Here is an 18,463-nt window from a genome sequence, read left to right as displayed (position 1 = left end):
GCACGACCTGACGCAAGACCCTACCGTAGCCGGTCCACCATGCGCCCGATCGCTCCGGCGAGGGCGCTCCGCACCGGGCTCGAAGGCCTCGAACCGGGCAGAGGGTCCTGGCTCACCTCGATGGCCGTGACGCGGAACCCGAGCAGCCGGGCATCGTCACTCCGGCTCGACGAGATCGGGCTGAACAGCGCACTCGACCGGAAGTAGACCTCCGTCATGCCGCTGCCATCGCGGTCGGTCTCGTCGATCCGGATCGCGACCGAACGCTGCCGGTCCCCGCCGCGGAAACGGTGCGTGGCCTGGTGGCCGCCGGGGGTGAAGATCTCGATGTCGATGGGTCGCTTCTGCGGGTTGAACACCTCCATCGCGATGCGCAGGTGCACCGCGCCTCGCGCCTCTTCCGGGAAGCGGATGCGCAGGGCGGCGTTCCGCTCGCGGCTCCAGGTGCCGGCGGGCTCGAAATCGTGCCAGCCCCGCGCCAGCAGAGGACGCAACTGATATTCCGACCAGACCCGGACGGGGGCGGTGGCGGCCCGGGCGGTCTCTGGGCCCGGCAGGAGCCCCGGCAAGGGCGGACCACCGATCCGGCCGGCGCTCAGCCCCTCCAGGAACGACGGGATCGCGCCCAGGGTGGCGGGCCAGAGCAGGGTGTCGAGCATGCGCTCCTGCTCTGCGGTGTAGTCCGGCGCTCCGCGCGCCTCGGTGGCGAGCAGCGCCTTGACCGCGGCCCGGAACGCGGCCGGATCGTCCCGGATGGTCACGCCGGGGAAGTCCGAGAATTCCTCGAAGCCGCGCATGGCCGCGGTGGTGGCGACGATGGGCTTGCGGTTGTTCAGCGCCTCGGCCGTCTTGAGGTTCGTGCCGCCGCCCTCCTTGATCGGCAGCAGGACGCCCTTCGTCACGTCGAGGATGGTCGACAGCCCGCCCTCGTCCTGGACGCCCGCGGCGATGAGGCGGGACAGGTTGAGCCCCCTGTGCTCGCCGTAGAAGCCGGGGCCTTCCAGCAGCTTGATCACGCCGCCGACCACGATGATGCGTTCGTCCGGTGCGAGATAGGCGAGGTTGTCCCCGAGCATCTCGACGAAGCCCGTGGCGTTCGGCGGATGGGCCGAACTCACGAACATCGCGGTCGAGAACAGCGACGCCTCCTTGCGCCAGTAGTCGACGCCGCTCCTCTGGCCTTTCGGCCAGACTCCGTTTGCCGCCAGGACCGACGGCTTCCCGTAGGCCTGGAAGAACGCGAGGTCCCCCCGGCTCACGGCGACGATGCCGTCACAGACCGCGCAGAGGTCCCGCTCCATCGCCTCCGCCGTGGCGCGGATGCGCTCGCGCGCCCGCTTCGGCAGCTTGCGGATCACGTTCTCGATCAGATGCGTCTCGACGTTCTGCGAGCCGTAGACCACCCGGGCCCGGCTCCCGGAACGGCCGGCGAGATAGACCTTCACGAAGGGCCAGAGCCAGGGCTGCTCCAGCCAGATGCAGTCGGGATCGTAGCCGTCGATCAGGTCGCAGGCCGCCGCGAACCGGGACGGATCGCCGAGGAGGAAGTCGGCGGCGTCCACGTCGCTGCGCCCCTGAGTCTCTTCGAGGCGGCGATGGAAATCGGGATCGAAGGGGAACAGGAACGCGCTGTCCTCGGGCAGGTCGTCCGCGTTGCGGACGTAGACGGGCATGTGCCGGATCGTCCAACCCTGCGAACGCAGCACCCGCTGGATCGCCGCGAGCCGGACCTGCCCGCCGTGCCGGGGCAGGTCGGTGCGGTAGGTCGAGAGCGTGAGGACCTTCATTGCGGCACCTCCCGCCGGTCCAGGGCCTCGAACAGGTCCCGGCTGAACTTGGCCATGCAGGCGTCCCAGGACGGCGGCGCGTAGCCCGCGCGGATCTCAGCCTCCCGCGCGGCGAGCGCCTCCGCGTCCGTGAGGTAATGGCGGATGCGGTCGCGCCAGCCCAGGTAGTCGAGGGGGTGCAGCAGGTCGGTGAGGGCGCCGCCGACCTCCGGCATCGAGGAGGTGTTCGAGCCGATGCAGACGGTGCCGCGGGCGAGGCTTTCGGCCATCGGCAGGCCCCAACCCTCGTAGAGGGAGGGATACACGCTCAGCCGCGCGTTCCGGTAGAGCCAGTCGAGGTCGTCGTCGGCGACGTTGCTTAAAATCCGGATGTAGTCTGGATACAGGTTGCCGCTGCTGCGGATGAAGTGCAGCAACTCACTCGTATTCCAGCCCGCGTTCCCGACGAAGACCAGTGGAACCAGCCGCTCCCTGTCGGTCTCGTACAGCTCGCGCCAGATGTTGAACAGCATCTGGTGGTTCTTGCGCGGCTCGATCGTGCTGACGTAGAGCACGAAGTTGCCGGCTTCGAGGTCGAGGAACCCGGACTCGCCGGCAGCCTGCGTGGTCGGCGGGCGTGTCGTCGGGATGTCCGAACCCAGTTCGATCCGCGTGACCGGCGGGGCCTTCAGCCCGATATGGTCGTAATAGCGGATCAGGTCCCGGCTGGTCGAATCCGAGATGCAGAAGATCAGGTCGGCCGTCCAGGCGGTGTCGACGATGAACTTCGGGAACTTCTGCTCCATGCCGGGAACGCAGTATTCCGGCATCAGGATCGGGATGATGTCGTAGACCGTCTGCACGACGAACATGCCCCGGCGCTTTTTCTCGGCATAGAGGCGCGCCATGTAGGCGATGTCCCATTGCAGCCCGACGCTGAAGACGACGTCCTCGCGCTGGAACCGCAGCAGCACGTTCTCGTCGAGTTGGCCCGCCACGGGCACCGAGGCGGCCCGCGCCTGCGGTTCCTGGAAGATCGCCGCGACCGCGCGCTTGGGCACGAGCCAGAACGTGTCCTCACCGGTATCGTAGATGAAGAACGCCGCGTCCGGGCAGTGTTCGAGGAAATATTGAACCAGCTCGCGCTCGGTGCGCACGATGCCGACCGGGTTGTGCCCCTTCCAGCGCAGGCTCGTCGACACGTCGATCAGGATACGTCGTCCGGCTCCCGCCATGCGCGGCATCTCCCCTCGGCCTGCCGTGCGATCGGCCATCCGCGAACGGGAGCGATCTCTAGCAGCCGGAATGGGGGGCGGCAAAGACGAGGGCTGGAGCCGTGCCCGATCGCGCTGCAATCGGGCACGGCTCCAAGTCCTTGATCGGACGCGCTCCCTTACGCCGAACCGGTGTCCACTTCGGCGGGAAGCGCTCTAAGCCGCGTCGCGCTTGGCCGCCTTGGCGAACTTCTTGGTGATGCGGTCGCGCTTGAGCTTCGAGAGGTGGTCGATGAACAGCACCCCGTCGAGGTGGTCGATCTCGTGCTGGATGCAGGTGGCGAGCAGCCCGTCCGCCTCGATCTCCTGCTCGCTCCCGTCGAGGTCGCGGAACCGCACCCGGACGCGGTCCGGCCGCAGGACCTCGCCGTAATACTCGGGAATCGAGAGGCAGCCCTCGTCGTAGGCCCGCGTCTCCTCCGAGGCCCAGGTGATCGCGGGGTCGAGGAAGACCTGCGGCCGGCGGACGTTCTCCTCCTTCGAGGTGTCGATGGTCACGAGGCGCTTCGGGACGCCGATCTGGATGGCGGCGAGGCCGACGCCGGGGGCGTCGTACATCGTCTCCAGCATGTCGGCGGCGAGCGTCCGGATCTCGGCCGTCACCGGGCCGACCGGCTCGGAGAGCTGGCGCAGGCGGGCGTCGGGCAGGATGACGAGGGGACGGATGGCCATGGATCGTCCGGGGCGTGCGGGCGCTGCGTCGGAAGCTTCCGCCAATAGGGGGAGGCGCCAGACCGGTCAAATCCGCTGCCGCGACGGGCCCTCCCGCCCGTCAGAACGCCGTGCGGCTGCGGATGGCGGCCGAGAGGGTGCCCTCGTCGAGGTAGTCCAGTTCGCCGCCCACGGGGACGCCGTGGGCGAGCCGCGTCACCGTGCGGTCGAGGTGCCGGATCGATTCCGTGACGTAGTGGGCCGTGGTCTGGCCGTCGACCGTGGCGTTGAGGGCGAGGATGACCTCCTTCACCGCCGGGTCGGCAACCCGCTCGACGAAGCCGGCGATGTTGAGGTGCTCCGGGCGCACCCCGTCGAGTGCCGAGAGCACGCCGCCGAGCACGTGGTAGCGCGCCTGCACCGCCCCCGAACGCTCCAGGGCCCAGAGGTCCGACACGTCCTCCACCAGGACCAGGGTGGTGGGATCGCGGGACTCGTCCCGGCAGATGGTGCAGGGGTCGCTGGTGTCGACGTTGCCGCAGTCCCGGCAGACCACGATGCGCTCGACGGCGATCCGCATCGCCTCGGCGAGCGGCCCCAGCAGGGTGTCGCGCTTCTTGATGAGCTGGAGCGCGGCCCGGCGCGCCGAGCGCGGTCCGAGGCCGGGCATCCGCGCCAACAACTGGATCAGGCGCTCGATCTCGGGACCGGCGACGGCTTGGGGCATCGGATCGGGTTCTCTCGGCGGTCGGTTCGGGCGGCGGGCCGCATTGTCGGGAAGCCCATAGCGGGATGCGTGGGAACCGCGAAATCGCGAGGCCGGGTGACGCCCGTCGGACGCTCCCGCGATGCCGTTCAGGTTCCCCTCAGAGGACAGCGGATACCAGGGCACCGTGCCCGATCCGTTCCGCGTCCGCGCCTGACAAACCCTGTCCGGCGTCGCGGAATTGCCGGAACGTGCATATTGACGGTGGCGCTTCGCCGACTGATCCAGGGCGAAGCCGGGAGCGGTGAACCTGCGTGCGGCGGGCCTGTACGACCGCACGGACGCTCCCAAGAGATGACAGCATCACGGCGCGAACAGGGGCCGGAGGACACATCGTGACCAACATCGGTGATTTCAACGCGGGCCACGGCGCCGAGGCCGTCGGCCTGCGCAACCTCAAGGCCGTCCACTGGAACCTGGAGGCCCCGCGCCTCTACGAGGAGGCACTGGCCCGCGCCGAGGGCCTGCTCGCCCGCGGCGGCGCCCTGGTGGCGACCACCGGCAGCCATACCGGCCGCTCCCCCAAGGACAAGTTCGTGGTGCGCGACGCCTCGACCGAGGCCGAGATCTGGTGGGACAACAACGGCGCGATCACGCCGGAGCAGTTCGAGACCCTGTACCAGGACTTCCTCACCCAGGCCGAGGGCCGCGAGCTGTTCGCCCAGGACCTCTACGGCGGGGCCGATCCCGCCCACCGGGTCAAGGCGCGTGTCTTCACCGAGTTCGCCTGGCACTCCCTTTTCATCCGCAACCTGCTGATCCGGCCCGCGCGCTCCGAGATCGCGGCCTACGTCCCCGACCTCACGATCATCGACCTGCCGAGCTTCCAGGCCGACCCGGCCCGCCACGGCTGCCGCTCGAAGACCGTGATCGCCATCGATTTCGCCCGTAAGCTCGTGCTGATCGGCGGCTCCGCCTATGCCGGCGAGATGAAGAAGTCGGTCTTCACCTACCTGAACTACATCCTGCCGGGCCAAGGCGTGATGCCGATGCACTGTTCGGCCAACGCGGCGCTCGATGCCGAGGGCGGCTCGGCCGTGTTCTTCGGCCTCTCGGGCACCGGCAAGACCACCCTCTCGAACGATTCCTCGCGCCAGCTGCTCGGCGACGACGAGCACGGCTGGAGCCCGGAGGGCATCTTCAACTTCGAGGGCGGCTGCTACGCCAAGACCATCCGGCTCTCGCGCAATGCCGAGCCGGAGATCTACGCCACCACCGAGCGCTTCGGCACGGTGATGGAGAACGTGGTCATCGACCCGCTCTCGCGCGTGCCGGACTTCGACGACGCCTCGCTCACCGAGAACACCCGCTGCGCCTACCCGCTGGACTTCATCGCCAACGCCAGCAGCACCGGCCGGGCGGCCCATCCGAAGAACATCGTGATGCTCACCTGCGACGCCTTCGGGGTGATGCCGCCGATCGCCAAGCTCACGGGCGCGGAGGCGATGTACCACTTCCTCTCGGGCTACACCGCGAAGGTCGCCGGCACCGAGCGCGGCCTGACCGGCCCGGAGGCGACGTTCTCCACCTGCTTCGGGGCGCCCTTCATGCCGCGCCACCCGAGCACCTACGGCAACCTGCTGCGCGACCTCATCGCCAAGCACGACGTCGATTGCTGGCTCGTCAACACCGGCTGGACCGGGGGCGGCGTCGGCACCGGACGGCGCATGCCGATCCGCGTCACCCGGCGCCTGCTCGGGGCCGCGCTCGACGGCTCGCTCTCCAAGACCGAGTTCCGCCGCGACCCGTATTTCGGCTTCGCGGTCCCGGTCTCGGTGCCCGGCGTCGAGCCGCACGTCCTCGTTCCCTACAAGACCTGGCAGAACAAGGCCGCCTTCGCGGAGACCGCGACGCGCCTCGTCTCCATGTTCAAGGAGAACTTCAAGCGCTTCGAGGCGCATGTGGACGACGACGTGAAGGCGGCCGAGCCCTCCGCCCAAGCCATCGCCGCCTGAGCCCGATGGATCGCGCCGGCCGCCACGGGCGGCCGGCGCGACGCCGTTCGGAATACCCTGCGCGCGGGCGCCGCCTCAGAACGGCAGCTTCATCCCAGGCGGCAGCGGCAGGCCCTTGGTCAATTCGGCCATGCGCTCCTGTGCCGTCTGCTCGGCCTTGCCGCGGGCGTCGTTGACGGCGGCCAGCACCAGGTCCTCCAGGATCTCGCGCTCGTCGGCGACCATCAGGCTCGGGTCGATGCGCACGGCCTTGAGCAGGCCCTTGGCCGTCATCGTCACCCCGACCGCCCCGCCGCCTGAGGAGCCCGTCACCTCGACGGTGTCGAGTTCGGTCTGGATGCTGGCCATCTTCTCCTGCATGGCCTGAGCCTGCTTCATGATGCCCATGAGGTCGCGCATGCCGGTCGGCTCCTGTCAGGTCGGGGTCTGTCGTCCGATCTAAGCATCATTCGGAGAAGTGCCCGCCGGTTCGCGGGAAAAAACGATGCTGTCCGCGAAAAAAGGGCTTCAGGCCTCGTCGCCCTCGGCCGCATCGGCCTCACCCGACACGATCTCCGGCTCGGCACCGGATGGGGCCTCGGCCGCGTTGTCGCGCACGTCCACGATCTGCGCGCCGGGAAAGCGGGCCAGCACCTCGCGCACGAGGGGGTGGGCGGCCGCGCTCTCGCGGCGGGTCTCGGTGGCCGCGCGGGCGTTGGCCGCGATCGTCGGGGCGCCGTCCTCTTTCGACAGGGCGACGATCCAGCGACGGCCGGTCCAGGTCTCCAGCGCCCGGGCGAGGTCGGTGGCCAGGGTCGTGCGCGCACCGTCCGCGAGCCGGATCTCGATGCGCCCGTCCTCGAAGCGCACGAGGTGGACGTCCCGTTCGAGGGCCGCCTTGAGCTGGATGTCGCGCCGTTCGTCGGCCAGCGCCACCACGTCCTCGAACCGAACGAGCCGCGGCCCGGCGGGCTCCGGCTCGCGCCGGGGCGTGACAGGGGCGGGGACGAGCGCAGCCGGTTCCGGCCGCCGGGGCGGTTCGGGGGCGGGATGGCCGCGCAGGTCCGGGATCGGGGGGAGGGCTGGGCGGGCCGGTGCGGCGCCCTCCTGCGCACCGGCGGGGTGGGCCTCGGCCCTGAGTTGCCGCAACGCCTCGTCGGGCGTCGGCAGGTCGGCGGCGTAGGCGAGGCGCACGAGCGCCATCTCGGCCGCGGCCAGGGGCCGGGGGGCGGACTGGACCTCGGGAATCGCCTTGAGCAGGATCTGCCACGCCCGCGACAGGGCCCGCACGGACAGCTTCTGCGCGAACGTACCGCCGCGCACGCGCTCGACCTCGCTGAGCGTCGGGTCGGCGGCGGCGGCCTCCGGCACCAGCTTGAGCCGGGTGACGAGGTGGGTGAAGCCGGCGAGATCCGAGAGCACCACGGAGGGGTCGGCGCCGGACTCGTACTGGCTGCGCAGTTCCGCGAAGGCGCCCGGCACGTCGCCGCGCATGGCCGCCTCGAACAGGTCGAGGATGCGGGCACGGTCGGCGAGCCCCAGCATGTCGCGCACGCTCTGAGCGGTCACGGTACCGGCCCCGTGGGCGATGGCCTGGTCGAGGAGCGAGAGCGCATCGCGCACCGAGCCCTCGGCGGCGCGCACGATCGCGCCCAAGGCCTCGTCCTCGGCGGTGACGCCCTCCGCCGTGCAGATCCTGCGCAGGTGCGCCTGCAGGGTCTGCGCCTCGACGCGGCGCAGGTCGAAGCGCTGGCAGCGCGACAGGATCGTCACCGGGACCTTGCGGATCTCGGTGGTGGCGAAGACGAACTTGGCGTGGGGCGGCGGCTCCTCCAGCGTCTTCAGGAAGGCGTTGAACGCCTTCTCCGAGAGCATGTGGACCTCGTCGACGATGTAGACCTTGTAGCGGGCCGAGACCGGCGCGTAGCGGATGCCGTCGATGATGCCGCGCACGTCGTCGATGCCGGTATGCGAGGCGGCGTCCATCTCCAGCACGTCCATGTGCCGGGATTCCATGATCGCCTGGCAGTGCACGCCGAGTTCCGGCATCGTCACCGTGGGGCCGGTATCGGGTACGCCGAAGCGGGCATAGTTCAGGCCGCGGGCGAGGATGCGGGCCGTGGTGGTCTTGCCGACGCCGCGCACGCCCGTGAGCATCCAGGCCTGCGGGATGCGCTCGGCCGCAAACGCGTTGGCCAGCGTGCGCACCATCGCGTCCTGGCCGATCAGGTCGTCGAAATCCTTGGGCCGGTATTTCCGCGCCAGCACCCGGTAGGGCGTCGCGGCAGCGGGTGGCGCGGGGAAACCCGGCAGCCCCGGCTCGTCGTCAGGCGTGCCGTCGCGCGCGTCCATGCCGTATTCGGAGGGTGCTGCATCCGCCCGGCGCGGGGGCGGTCCGGGATGCCGGAGCATCGGAACGGGTGGGAGGCTGGACGAAGACCCGCTCGGTCTCGTTAGGGCTGCTTCCTTCCGGACCTGACCCGGTTGGCGAGTGAAACGTCCCTCGCCAACCTCCCGGCGCCTATATGGCCGGGCGCCCGCGCGATGGCAAGCGCCCGGCGGGCGCGGCTACTCCGGCTTGCGCTTGGTGATCGCCAGGGTCTTCGGATCGAGCTTGAGGTCGAACTGCTTGCCGTTGGCGTCGATGGCGTCGTCCACCTCGATCATGCCGTCGTCCAGCTCGATCTCCTTCCACTTGGTGAAGCCTTCCTGCTTGAGCATGGCCTCGACCTTGGCCTGCTGCTCGGGCGGCAGCTTCTCGTCGGCTGCGGCGGGGCCCGCGAGGCCGGCCGCGAGGGCGAGGGCGAGGAGGGGCGTCGTGACGCGCATGGCGGTCTCCTTTTTGGCTGTTGGCGGGCGATGAACCGGCGAGCCCGGCGAGGGTTCCTCAGGTTGTCTCCCCCGGCGTGTACCCCTAGGCTTCCGGTCCCACGCCGAGGATAGTTTCGATGGCCACCCGCGTCCCCACCGTCGCCTTCGAGGGGATCGAGGCGCGCGCCGTCGACGTGCAGGTGCAGATCATCCCCGGCGCGGTCCACTTCACCGTGGTCGGCCTGCCGGACAAGGCGGTGGCGGAATCGCGCGAGCGGGTGCGCGGCGCCCTGATCGCCTCGGGGCTGGCGTTGCCGGCCAAGCGCATCACCGTGAACCTGGCACCCGCCGACCTGCCGAAGGAGGGCTCGCATTACGACCTGCCGATCGCGCTCGGCGTCATGGCCGCCATCGGCGCGCTGCCGGGGGATGCGCTCGCGGGCTATTGCGTGCTCGGCGAACTGGCGCTCGACGGCTCGATCACGGCGGTCAACGGCGTCCTGCCCGCCGCCATCGCGGCCGGCTCGCGCGGGCTCGGCCTGATCTGCCCGGCCGCGAGCGGCCCGGAGGCGGCCTGGGCGGGCGGCGACCTCGACGTGCTGGCGCCGCGCTCGCTGATCCAGCTCGCCAACCATTTCAAGGGCAGCCAGGTGATGGCGCGGCCCGAGCCCGCCATCGCCACGCCCGGCGGCCCGATGCCGGACCTGTCCGACATCAAGGGCCAGGAGGGGGCCAAGCGCGCCCTGGAGATCGCGGCGGCCGGCGGCCACAACCTGCTGATGAACGGGCCGCCCGGTGCCGGCAAGTCGATGCTGGCCGCGCGCCTGCCCTCGATACTGCCGCCGCTCTCGCCGCGCGAACTCCTCGACGTGTCGATGATCCAGTCGGTGGCGGGCGCGTTGCGGGAGGGAAGGCTCTCCGACCGGCGCCCCTTCCGCCAGCCGCACCATTCCGCCTCGATGGCGGCGCTGGTCGGCGGCGGCATCAACGCCCGGCCCGGCGAGGCATCGCTCGCGCATGGGGGCGTGCTGTTCCTGGACGAATTGCCGGAATTCACGCCGCAGGTGCTCGATTCGCTCCGCCAGCCCATGGAGACCGGCGAGGTGATGATCGCGCGGGCCAACCACCGCGTGACCTACCCGGCCCGCTTCCAGCTGGTCGCCGCGATGAACCCCTGCCGCTGCGGGCAGGCGCTGGAGCCGGGCTACGCCTGCCGCCGCGGGCCCAACGAGCGCTGCATGGCCCAGTACGGCGCCCGGATCTCCGGCCCGCTGCTGGACCGGATCGACCTGCGCATCGAGGTGCCGGCCGTCACCGCCGCCGACCTGATCCTGCCGTCGCCGGTGGAGGGCTCGCGCGAGGCGGCGGCTCGCGTGGCCGCGGCGCGCAGGCTCCAGAACGACCGCTACGCCGCCCGCGGATTACCGGCCGCGACCACCAACGCCACCTGCCCGGCCACCGTGATCGAGGAGGTGGCGAGCCCGGATGCGGACGGGGCGGCCCTGATCCGCGCGGCCGCCGAGAGCATGCGGCTCTCCGCCCGCGGCTTCCACCGGACCCTGCGCGTCGCCCGGACGCTGGCCGACCTCGACGGCGAGGCCCGCGTGCGCCGGCTCCACCTGGCCGAGGCCCTCTCCTATCGCGGCCGGGGCGACAAGCCGGCTGCCGCCGCCTGAAGCCAATCAGCCGTCGAGTTCGGGATAGCGCCGGAAGATGCCCTGCTCGTTGAACGGAATGCGGCGCGGGCTGGCGAGATAGGCCCCGATGCGCGGGCGCTCCGGGATCGCGCCGTGCAGGGCCGCCACCCTGGGGTTGTCGCGAAGGACCGCCCCGGTCGCCTTCGGGAAGGCGTAGAGCAGGCCGGCGACGAGCTGGAACAGCGACAGGTCGGCATAGCTGAGGGCGGCCCCGACGAGGTGGGTGCCGTCGTTGCGGGTCAGCACATGCTCGAACCACGCCAGGAACTCGGGAATGCGCTCCTCACGGAACGCCTTGGCCCGGCGCAGGGCCTCGGTCTTCTGGTCCTCGTAGGTCAGGCCGATGGCGACGGGATGGTGGGTGTCGTGGGCCTCGCTCACTACGTCGGCGATCGTGAGCTGGATCTGGTGCGTCCAGATCCGGTCGGCCTCGGAGTCTCCCGCGAGACCGAGTCGGGGCCCGAGATGAAGCAGGATGGCCGCGGTCTGGCCAACGACGACATCGCCGTCCCGGAGGAAGGGCGGAGCGTAGGCGGGGCGGGGGTTGTCCGGGTCCTGAAGGACCCGGCTCATCGCCGGGAGTCCGGCACCGTCCGCCTCACTCCCGCGGGCCACGTCCACGTAGGCGGCCCCAGCCTCCTCGAGGGCGAGGCGGACGAACTCGCCCCGTCCCTGTATCGTCGGCCAGTAATAGAGTTCGTAGACCATGTTCACCCTCCGCCCGTCGATAGGCCGGAAGGGCGCCGGACGGTTCCCGCCGGCTCAGTTGCCGGCGGCGTCCTCGGCCGAGACCTTCTCCACCGCGGGCTCGGCGCTGGCCACGGCCTTGCGCTCCAGCATCGGCTGGAGACGGGCTGCGAGCTGCTGGTCGAGGTGGCGGGCGTAGGCGCCCTTGAAGAAACGCTCGCCGGTGCCGCGGCCGAACAGGCGGTCGTGGGTCTGGACCATGGCGTCGACCTCCGGCCGGCAGAGGAAGCCGATCACCCCGGCGGCCTCGAACCAGCGGCCGGCCCGGGCGTGGGTCATGGCGCCCGGATTGACCATCACCGTCTCTGCGAAGCAATCGGTGGCGGCCTGCTGGAGGGGCGCCATGACCCTCTCGGCGTCCGGCTGGACGCGGGGTCGCGCCTCTGCGGCGCTCATGAGGGAGAGGACGGCGAGGGAGGCGAGGAGCGACGTCTTCATGCTGGGGGGAAGCCTCGAACGGGGTCCGAACCGGTTCCGAGCATTCTCCCGCGGATTGCGTCCGGAACAGGGCCTGCCGCACCGCAGCGTACCCAAAATCGACGTTCCGTTGGCGTTGTCGCCTCAGGGGCACATGCGGCAGACGGTCTCAGCCACGCCGTTCGGCGTTCCAGCGGCCCCGGCAATCGATCCCGCCGGCCGTGGTCCAGGTCCCGTTGCCGTAACCCTGCCGGCCGAGGCGCCCGACCACGTTTGCGCTGCCGGCTGCGTTGGAGATCGTGGCCCGCACGGTCCCATTCGGGGCGACCCGGCCGCTGATGCGAAAATCGCTTCCGGGGTAGCTCGCCTCGCCGCGGTCGATGCGCACGCCGTAGCGGTAAGCGCGGTCGCAGGCACCGGATTCGGTGATGACCTCGATGCTCCAGGTGCCATCGTAGCGGTCGGGCACCTGCACCTTCTTGCGCGCGGCGTCTGCCGTGCCGACGCCCGCGGCGAGGAGCGTCAGGGCGGCGGCGGCAAAGGTCGCGGCATGGGTCAGAGGCTTCATGGCATCCCGATTCGCGTTGGCGGTCCCGAGCCGGGAAACTCGCGAGCCCCGGTTCGGTTGCGGTGCGGGATCGATCGGGCCCTCAGGTCCGGGCCGCGCGGCGCAGGGCCTCGTTGAGCAGCGCCAGCAGATCGCAGCCCGCATGCAGGAATCCGTGCACGCCGGCCTGCTTCAGGGGCTCGGCGAGGTCGGTCGGCTTGCCCGCGAGGTAGATCGTGCCGGCGCCCGCCTCCGCCAGCGCCTGCGCGGCTGGGACGGCCTGCTCCGAATAGGTCGCATCCGAGCCGCAGATGCAGGCAATCGCCGCGCCCGAGGCCTCGAACGCCTCGGCGAGGGCTCGGGGATCGGAGAAGCCGTCGTTGGACAGCGCCTCGATGCCGCCGGCGGCGAAGGCGTTGGCCGCAAACGTCGCCCGCGCGTTGAACTGCGCCACCGCGCCGAGATTGGCCAGGAACACCGCCGGGCGCCGGCCGGCCTTGGCGAGGATCGCGTCGGAGGCGTCGCGCAGGGCCTCGTAGGGCTCGGCGAGGCGCTGCGAGGGCAGGGCGTCGCAGGCCACCGCCGAGCCGGTGCCGAAGTTGGTCGTCGGGCCGGCCGTCACCGCAGGCACGTCGAGCACCGTCACCGGCTTCTCGGCGAGGAACGGGAACTCGGTCGCCCCTGTCAGGGCCTCGCGCCGGGTCGCCACGTTGCGGGCACGGGTCTCGCGGGTCGCCTCGATGCGCCGCTGCAGCTTGCCGACGCTGAGGGAGGCGACGATGCCGCCTTCCGCCTCGATCGCCTGGAACGCCTCCCAGCCGGCTTCCGCGATCTGGGTCGTCAGCGCCTCGAAGCCGCCGGCGCCGGCCGCCGGGTCGGCGACGCGGGCGAGGTTCGATTCCTCGATCAGCATGATCTGGCTGTTGCGGGCGACGCGCCGCGCGAAGGCGTCGGGCAGCCCCAGCGCCTGGGTGTAGGGCAGGGCGGTGATCGCATCCGCGCCCCCGAGGCCGGCGCCGGTGGCCGCCATGCTGGCGCGCAGGATGTTCACGAAGGGGTCGCGCCGGGTCATCATCCGCCACGCCGTCTCGGCATGCAGGCGCAGTGGCTTCGGGTCGAGGCCGCAGGCCTGCTCGATGCGAGCCCAGAGCCGGCGCATGGCGCGGAACTTGGCGATGGTCAGGAACTCGTCGGCATCCGCCACCAGCAGCAGGCCGATCGCGTCGCGGGCGCGGGCGAGGTCGTGACCGGCGGCCTCCAGGGCACGCAGGTAGGCGACCGCGGTGGCGAGCACCGCCCCGATCTCGGCAGCCTCCCCGGCTCCGGCCTCGTGATAGGGCCGCCCGTCGGCGAGCAAGGCCCGGCCGGTGAAGCCGGCCGCGTCGAAGTCGTGCAAGGTCTGGCCGAGGCGGGGGGCGATCTCGCTCCAGACCGCGCCGAGGCTGCCGGTGGCCGCAAGCGTCCCGACCGGGTCGATGCCGAGGTCGATGTCGCAGGCCGAGAGATCCTCCCCGCGCCGCGCGGCCAGTTCCTTGAGGAGGGCCGCCGCTTCCAGACCCTGTGCGCCGGCATCGAGCCGCAGCCCGATCAGCGGCAGCATCACGCCCTGGAGGGCGGCGTCGAGTTCCTCCACGGTCCTGGCCGTCAGGCCGTAGCCGCGGGCGGAAGCCGCACCGGCGAAGACGAGGGTGAGGGCGTCGGCCCCGCCTTCGAGGTCGAACAGGGCCTGCCGGTTGGCGGCCACGATCTCCGGGTGGTCGACCCGCTGCGACACCCGCCAGGGGCCTGCCGCCCGCACCGGCTGGGCGACCGGCTCGGCGGCCTCGTAGAGGGGCTCGATCCGGATGCCGTCGGCGCTGCGGGCCACGAGGCGCTTCTCGTAGTCGCCCCCCTTCAGCACGCCCTCGACGAGCCCGAGCCAGCGCTCGCGTGTGGCGGGCTCGAAGAGGTCGGCGAGCGGTCTGTCTTCCATCGCGAAGGCCCTGTGGTCAGGCGGGCACCGTCCTCTTGTGCGGTGCCCAGGTCTGCCGCCTGCCTCGCATGCCCCCGCGGGCGAGGCAATCACGGACCCTCGCTTCAACCCAGGATGATCAGGCCGGCGAAACCCAGTGAGCCGACGATGATGCGCCACCACGCGAACAGCCAGAAGCCGTGGCGGGAGACGTAGTCGAGGACGGTGCGCACCACGACCAGCGCCGAGACGAAGGCGACCACGAAGCCGATCAGGATCAGGCCGACATCGTCGCCGTTGAGGTTCTTGTAGTTGTCGAGCAGGTCCTTGGCGAAGGCGCCGGCCATGGTCGGCATGGCGAGGTAGAACGAGAACTCCGTGGCCGAGCGCTTGTCGGCCCCCATCAGCATCGCGCCGACGATGGTGGCGCCCGAGCGCGAGACGCCGGGGATCATCGCCAGGCACTGGAACAGGCCGATCTTGAGGTCCATCGGCAGGGTGAAGTCGTAGACGTCGGTCTTCTTCACCTCCAGCTCCGTGTCGTCGAGGACGAGGAGCACGAGGCCGCCGGCCACCAGGGTGGCGCAGACGATCCAGGGGTTGAACAGGTAGGCCTTGATCGTCTTCGAGAAGATGCCGCCGACGATCGCCGCCGGCAGGAAGGCGATGAGCACGCCGAGTACGAAGCGCCGGGCCTGCGGGTTGTTCGGGAGCGCCAGGGTGATGCCCAGCAGCCGGCGGAAGTAGACGGCGAGGATCGCCAGGATCGCGCCCAGCTGGATCAGCACCTCGAAGGTGTTGTTGGGCGAGTGGAAGCCGATGAAGTGCCCGACCAGGAGCTGGTGCCCCGTCGAGGAGACCGGGATGAACTCGGTGGCGCCTTCGACCACCGCGAGCACGACCGCCTTCGCGATGCTCATCGCATCCATCATCGTATCCGCCTCGCGCGATTGGGTGCCGGCCGCGGGCCGAACGGGCGTTCCTGGGTGCAATGCAGCACCCGGCCGCAGACTTGGCCGATCAGGGTTGACGGGCGGTTACCGTGCCCTGCCGCGCGTGTTAAGGGGGCGGCAACGATCGAGCAATATCCCTCAATCCCGCGCTCGGGCTTGCGGGCTCGGTTTTTCGTGCGGTGCGTCCCGCCGGCACCCCCACCCGCCTCACCACGGCATCGATGGCGACGCTCTATCACTTCCCCTTCTGCGCCAACTCCCGCTTCATCCGCCTCGTCCTGGCGGAGATGGGCATGGAGCCCGTCCTCATCGAGGAACGGCCCTGGGACCGGCGCGACGACTTCCTGCTGATCAACCCGGCGGGCACGACCCCCGTGCTGCTGGAACAGGGGGGCCTCGTGGTGCCCGGCGCCGGCGTCATCGCCGAGTATCTCGACGAGACGCGGGGGCTCGGCCTCAGCGGCCGGCGGATCATGCCGGAGAACACCGTCGAGCGGGTCGAGGTGCGCCGGCTGCTGGACTGGTTCCTGGTGAAGTTCGATGCCGAGGTGACGGGCTACCTCGTCACCGAGAAGATCTCGAAGCGCTTCATGACCGGCGCCGAGGGCGGCGGCCCGCCCGACATGAACGCCATCCGCGCCGCACGCACCAACGTGCGCTACCATCTCAAGTACATCGGCTACCTGATCAGCCGGCGTCGCTGGATCGCGGGCGACCACCTGACCTATGCGGATCTGGCGGCCGCGGCCCACATCTCCTGCGTGGACTATCTCGGCGACGTGCCATGGGACGAGGACGAGATCGCGCGGGACTGGTACGCGCGGGTGAAGTCGCGCCCCTCGTTCCGCAGCCTCCTGGCGGACCGGGTGGCGGGCATGCCGCCGGCCGCCCATTACGCGGACCTGGATTTCTGACCGCCCGCCGGACCCATTCCGGGCCCGACCTGCGCCGCCTCCTCGAGGCCCGCGCCCGCCATCTCGGCTTCTGCGACCTGCGCATCGCCAGCCCCGAAGCCGTGCCGGACCTGCCCGCGCGCCTCGGCGCCTGGCTGGGGGAAGGTGCGCATGGCGAGATGGCCTGGATGGCGGAGCGCGCCGACCAGCGCGCCCGCCCGGACATCCTTTGGCCTGCGGTGCGCAGCGTGGTGATGGTCGCCATGAGCTATCGCCCCGACACCGATCCCCTCGCCCTGCTGGAGCGGCGGGACCGGGGGGTAATCGCGGCCTACGCCCAAAGGCGGGACTATCACGAGGTCCTGAAGGGCAAGCTGAAGGAACTCGGCGGCTACCTCTCCGCCAAGGGCGACGTGCGCGTGAAGGTGTTCTGCGACACCGCCCCGGTGATGGAGAAGCCGCTGGCCGAGGCCGCCGGCCTCGGCTGGCAGGGCAAGCACACGGTTCTGATCTCCCGCGGCCACGGCAACTGGCTGCTGCTCGGGGCGATCTACACCAGCGCGGATTTCGCACCGGACGAGGCCGGCACGGATCGCTGCGGCTCCTGCCGGGCCTGCCTCGACGTCTGCCCGACGCAGGCGTTTCCGGCGCCCTACCTGCTGGATGCGCGGCGCTGCATCTCCTACCTCACCATCGAGCATGCCGGCCCGATCGCGCCGGAATTCCGCAAGGCCATCGGCAACCGGATCTTCGGCTGCGATGACTGCCTCGCGGTCTGCCCCTGGAACAAGTTCGCGACAGAGGCCGCCGACGCGCGGCTCGCCGCACGTGACGACCTCGCGGCGCCGCCGCTGGCGGAGCTCGCGACCCTCGACGATGCGGCCTTCCGCCGGCGCTTTGCCGGAACGCCGGTCAAGCGCACCGGCCGCGACCGCTTCCTGCGCAACGTCCTCATCGCCATCGGCAACTCGGGCGACCCGGCGCTGGCGGCGGCGGCCGAGGACTGCCTGACCGACCGGGCGGGAATCGTGCGCGGCATGGCGGTCTGGGCCTGCGGGGAACTTCTGGACCATGCCGCCTGCCGGGCCCTGTACGAACGGCACGGTGCGGACGAGACCGATCCCATGGTCGGGGCGGAATGGCGGGCCGTGCTCGACTTGACCGATCCGGCCGCAGCGGAGACAGCAGGGCCATGAACCTCTTCGTCTTCGGCCTCGGTTTCACGGCCCGGCGCTTCGCCGAGCGCGAACGCGCCCGCTTCTCCACGATCCGCGCCACGGTGACGGATGCGGACAAGGCCCGCGCGATCGAGGCCGAGACCGGCCTCACGATGCGCGCCTTCGGCCCGGAGGCGGACGACCCGCAGATCCCGGCCGACCTGTCCGACACCGACGTGCTCCTGGTCTCGATCCCCCCCGACCGGGCGGGCGACCCGGTGCTGCGGCGCTTCGGCGAGGCGATCGCCAACAGCCGGATCGGCTGGATCGGCTATCTCTCGACCATCGGCGTCTACGGCGACCGGCAGGGGGCCTGGACCGACGAGGACACGCCCGCATTGCCCAGGAGCGAGCGGTCGCTGGCACGCCTGACCGTCGAGGACGCCTGGCTGGCGCTCGGCACCATCGCCGGCAAGCCCGTGCAGGTGTTCCGTCTCTCCGGCATCTACGGCCCGGGGCGCAACCCCTTCGTCAAGCTGCGCGAGGGCAAGGCCCAGCGCATCGTCAAGGCCGACCAGGTCTTCAACCGCATCCACGTGGACGACATCGCCACGACCCTGGCCGCCTCCCTCGAGCGCCCGCGGGCGGGGGCGGTCTACAACGTCACCGACGACGAACCGGCCCCGCCGCAGGTGGTCACGGAACACGCAGCGGCGCTCGCCGGCCTGCCCCTGCCGCCGGCCGTCGACTTCGAGACGGCCGACTTGAGCCCGATGGCGCGCAGCTTCTACGGCGAGAACAAGCGGGTGCGGAACCGACTGATCCGCGAGGAACTCGGCGTCGACCTCGCCTATCCGACCTATCGCGAAGGGCTCGCCGCCCTGAAGGACGACGCCTGA

At 70.9% G+C, this 18,463-nt stretch carries 17 protein-coding genes and 1 other RNA gene; 5 read left to right on the top strand and 13 right to left on the bottom strand.

Going from position 1 to position 18,463, the window contains the following annotated elements:
• Positions 1-20: 20 nt before the first annotated feature.
• The 4 genes from COGEMETH_RS04810 to recR form a co-directional block, all read right to left on the bottom strand.
• The gene (locus COGEMETH_RS04810) at positions 21-1,787 is read right to left on the bottom strand and encodes a glycosyltransferase family protein (RefSeq protein WP_238181468.1); all 1,767 of its coding nucleotides are present in this window, start codon (positions 1,785-1,787) and stop codon (positions 21-23) included.
• Positions 1,784-3,001, bottom strand: a complete 1,218-nt coding sequence (locus COGEMETH_RS04805; protein WP_238181467.1) for a glycosyltransferase family 4 protein — start codon at positions 2,999-3,001, stop codon at positions 1,784-1,786. The genes COGEMETH_RS04810 and COGEMETH_RS04805 overlap by 4 nt, the downstream gene beginning before the upstream one ends.
• Before the next feature lie 195 nt (positions 3,002-3,196).
• A complete protein-coding gene (gene def / locus COGEMETH_RS04800; protein ID WP_238181466.1) occupies positions 3,197-3,712 on the bottom strand; it encodes a peptide deformylase in 516 nt (171 codons plus the stop codon).
• A 100-nt stretch (positions 3,713-3,812) separates the two neighbouring features.
• On the bottom strand, positions 3,813-4,418 hold the full coding sequence (recR, locus tag COGEMETH_RS04795; protein ID WP_238181465.1) for a recombination mediator RecR: 606 nt from the start codon (positions 4,416-4,418) through the stop codon (positions 3,813-3,815).
• Between the two features lie 374 nt (positions 4,419-4,792).
• Between recR and COGEMETH_RS04790 the strand changes: the two genes are divergently transcribed.
• Positions 4,793-6,412 (top strand): phosphoenolpyruvate carboxykinase, encoded by a 1,620-nt coding sequence (locus tag COGEMETH_RS04790; protein ID WP_238181464.1) that lies wholly within the window; start codon positions 4,793-4,795, stop codon positions 6,410-6,412.
• Positions 6,413-6,487: 75 nt separating this feature from the next.
• On the opposite strand, the gene COGEMETH_RS04785 is transcribed toward COGEMETH_RS04790, so the two are convergent.
• The 4 genes from COGEMETH_RS04785 to COGEMETH_RS04770 all read right to left on the bottom strand — a co-directional run bounded on the left by COGEMETH_RS04785 (position 6,488) and on the right by COGEMETH_RS04770 (position 9,220).
• Complete coding sequence (locus tag COGEMETH_RS04785) at positions 6,488-6,811, bottom strand: YbaB/EbfC family nucleoid-associated protein (protein ID WP_238181463.1); 324 nt, start codon at positions 6,809-6,811, stop codon at positions 6,488-6,490.
• A 108-nt stretch (positions 6,812-6,919) separates the two neighbouring features.
• Positions 6,920-8,743 (bottom strand): DNA polymerase III subunit gamma/tau, encoded by a 1,824-nt coding sequence (locus COGEMETH_RS04780; RefSeq protein ID WP_238181462.1) that lies wholly within the window; start codon positions 8,741-8,743, stop codon positions 6,920-6,922.
• A gap of 67 nt (positions 8,744-8,810) precedes the next feature.
• Positions 8,811-8,907, bottom strand: an RNA gene (gene ffs / locus COGEMETH_RS04775) — signal recognition particle sRNA small type.
• A gap of 52 nt (positions 8,908-8,959) precedes the next feature.
• Positions 8,960-9,220 (bottom strand): PepSY domain-containing protein, encoded by a 261-nt coding sequence (locus COGEMETH_RS04770; RefSeq protein ID WP_238181461.1) that lies wholly within the window; start codon positions 9,218-9,220, stop codon positions 8,960-8,962.
• A 119-nt stretch (positions 9,221-9,339) separates the two neighbouring features.
• Between COGEMETH_RS04770 and COGEMETH_RS04765 the strand changes: the two genes are divergently transcribed.
• Positions 9,340-10,878 carry a YifB family Mg chelatase-like AAA ATPase gene (locus COGEMETH_RS04765; RefSeq protein ID WP_238181460.1) on the top strand — a complete coding sequence of 513 codons (1,539 nt, stop codon included), beginning with the start codon at positions 9,340-9,342 and terminating at the stop codon, positions 10,876-10,878.
• A 6-nt stretch (positions 10,879-10,884) separates the two neighbouring features.
• Here COGEMETH_RS04765 and COGEMETH_RS04760 read toward each other — a convergent pair whose 3' ends face one another.
• The 5 genes from COGEMETH_RS04760 to COGEMETH_RS04740 form a co-directional block, all read right to left on the bottom strand.
• Complete coding sequence (locus COGEMETH_RS04760; protein WP_238181459.1) at positions 10,885-11,607, bottom strand: glutathione S-transferase; 723 nt, start codon at positions 11,605-11,607, stop codon at positions 10,885-10,887.
• 54 nt (positions 11,608-11,661) lie between these two features.
• Positions 11,662-12,084 carry a hypothetical protein gene (locus tag COGEMETH_RS04755; protein WP_238181458.1) on the bottom strand — a complete coding sequence of 141 codons (423 nt, stop codon included), beginning with the start codon at positions 12,082-12,084 and terminating at the stop codon, positions 11,662-11,664.
• A 148-nt stretch (positions 12,085-12,232) separates the two neighbouring features.
• The gene (locus COGEMETH_RS04750) at positions 12,233-12,631 is read right to left on the bottom strand and encodes a hypothetical protein (protein WP_238181457.1); all 399 of its coding nucleotides are present in this window, start codon (positions 12,629-12,631) and stop codon (positions 12,233-12,235) included.
• A gap of 82 nt (positions 12,632-12,713) precedes the next feature.
• Complete coding sequence (locus COGEMETH_RS04745; RefSeq protein ID WP_238181456.1) at positions 12,714-14,582, bottom strand: methylmalonyl-CoA mutase subunit beta; 1,869 nt, start codon at positions 14,580-14,582, stop codon at positions 12,714-12,716.
• Between the two features lie 104 nt (positions 14,583-14,686).
• A complete protein-coding gene (locus COGEMETH_RS04740; protein ID WP_238181455.1) occupies positions 14,687-15,490 on the bottom strand; it encodes an undecaprenyl-diphosphate phosphatase in 804 nt (267 codons plus the stop codon).
• A 245-nt stretch (positions 15,491-15,735) separates the two neighbouring features.
• Here COGEMETH_RS04740 and COGEMETH_RS04735 point away from each other — a divergent pair, with 245 nt between their 5' ends.
• The 3 genes from COGEMETH_RS04735 to COGEMETH_RS04725 are packed head-to-tail and all read left to right on the top strand — an operon-like array spanning position 15,736 to position 18,463.
• A complete protein-coding gene (locus tag COGEMETH_RS04735; RefSeq protein WP_238181477.1) occupies positions 15,736-16,428 on the top strand; it encodes a glutathione S-transferase family protein in 693 nt (230 codons plus the stop codon).
• A 29-nt stretch (positions 16,429-16,457) separates the two neighbouring features.
• Positions 16,458-17,603 carry a tRNA epoxyqueuosine(34) reductase QueG gene (gene queG / locus COGEMETH_RS04730; RefSeq protein ID WP_283214958.1) on the top strand — a complete coding sequence of 382 codons (1,146 nt, stop codon included), beginning with the start codon at positions 16,458-16,460 and terminating at the stop codon, positions 17,601-17,603.
• Positions 17,600-18,463 (top strand): SDR family oxidoreductase, encoded by an 864-nt coding sequence (locus COGEMETH_RS04725; RefSeq protein ID WP_238181454.1) that lies wholly within the window; start codon positions 17,600-17,602, stop codon positions 18,461-18,463. The genes queG and COGEMETH_RS04725 overlap by 4 nt, the downstream gene beginning before the upstream one ends.

The sequence above is a fragment of the Methylobacterium trifolii genome (assembly GCF_022179685.1).
GTDB classification, from domain to species: domain Bacteria; phylum Pseudomonadota; class Alphaproteobacteria; order Rhizobiales; family Beijerinckiaceae; genus Methylobacterium; species Methylobacterium trifolii.
The sequence above is the reverse complement of the archived record's forward strand: the minus strand, read 5'-3'. Positions and strand labels throughout refer to the sequence as shown.

Coding starts and splice junctions, on each gene's coding strand:
- COGEMETH_RS04810 (WP_238181468.1), bottom strand. CDS start 1,787: ATGAAGGTCCTCACGCTCTCGACCTACCGCACCGACCTGCCCCGGCAC.
- COGEMETH_RS04805 (WP_238181467.1), bottom strand. CDS start 3,001: ATGGCGGGAGCCGGACGACGTATCCTGATCGACGTGTCGACGAGCCTG.
- def (WP_238181466.1), bottom strand. CDS start 3,712: ATGGCCATCCGTCCCCTCGTCATCCTGCCCGACGCCCGCCTGCGCCAG.
- recR (WP_238181465.1), bottom strand. CDS start 4,418: ATGCCCCAAGCCGTCGCCGGTCCCGAGATCGAGCGCCTGATCCAGTTG.
- COGEMETH_RS04785 (WP_238181463.1), bottom strand. CDS start 6,811: ATGCGCGACCTCATGGGCATCATGAAGCAGGCTCAGGCCATGCAGGAG.
- COGEMETH_RS04780 (WP_238181462.1), bottom strand. CDS start 8,743: ATGGACGCGCGCGACGGCACGCCTGACGACGAGCCGGGGCTGCCGGGT.
- COGEMETH_RS04770 (WP_238181461.1), bottom strand. CDS start 9,220: ATGCGCGTCACGACGCCCCTCCTCGCCCTCGCCCTCGCGGCCGGCCTC.
- COGEMETH_RS04765 (WP_238181460.1), top strand. CDS start 9,340: ATGGCCACCCGCGTCCCCACCGTCGCCTTCGAGGGGATCGAGGCGCGC.
- COGEMETH_RS04760 (WP_238181459.1), bottom strand. CDS start 11,607: ATGGTCTACGAACTCTATTACTGGCCGACGATACAGGGACGGGGCGAG.
- COGEMETH_RS04755 (WP_238181458.1), bottom strand. CDS start 12,084: ATGAAGACGTCGCTCCTCGCCTCCCTCGCCGTCCTCTCCCTCATGAGC.
- COGEMETH_RS04750 (WP_238181457.1), bottom strand. CDS start 12,631: ATGAAGCCTCTGACCCATGCCGCGACCTTTGCCGCCGCCGCCCTGACG.
- COGEMETH_RS04745 (WP_238181456.1), bottom strand. CDS start 14,582: ATGGAAGACAGACCGCTCGCCGACCTCTTCGAGCCCGCCACACGCGAG.
- COGEMETH_RS04740 (WP_238181455.1), bottom strand. CDS start 15,490: ATGGATGCGATGAGCATCGCGAAGGCGGTCGTGCTCGCGGTGGTCGAA.
- COGEMETH_RS04735 (WP_238181477.1), top strand. CDS start 15,736: ATGGCGACGCTCTATCACTTCCCCTTCTGCGCCAACTCCCGCTTCATC.
- COGEMETH_RS04725 (WP_238181454.1), top strand. CDS start 17,600: ATGAACCTCTTCGTCTTCGGCCTCGGTTTCACGGCCCGGCGCTTCGCC.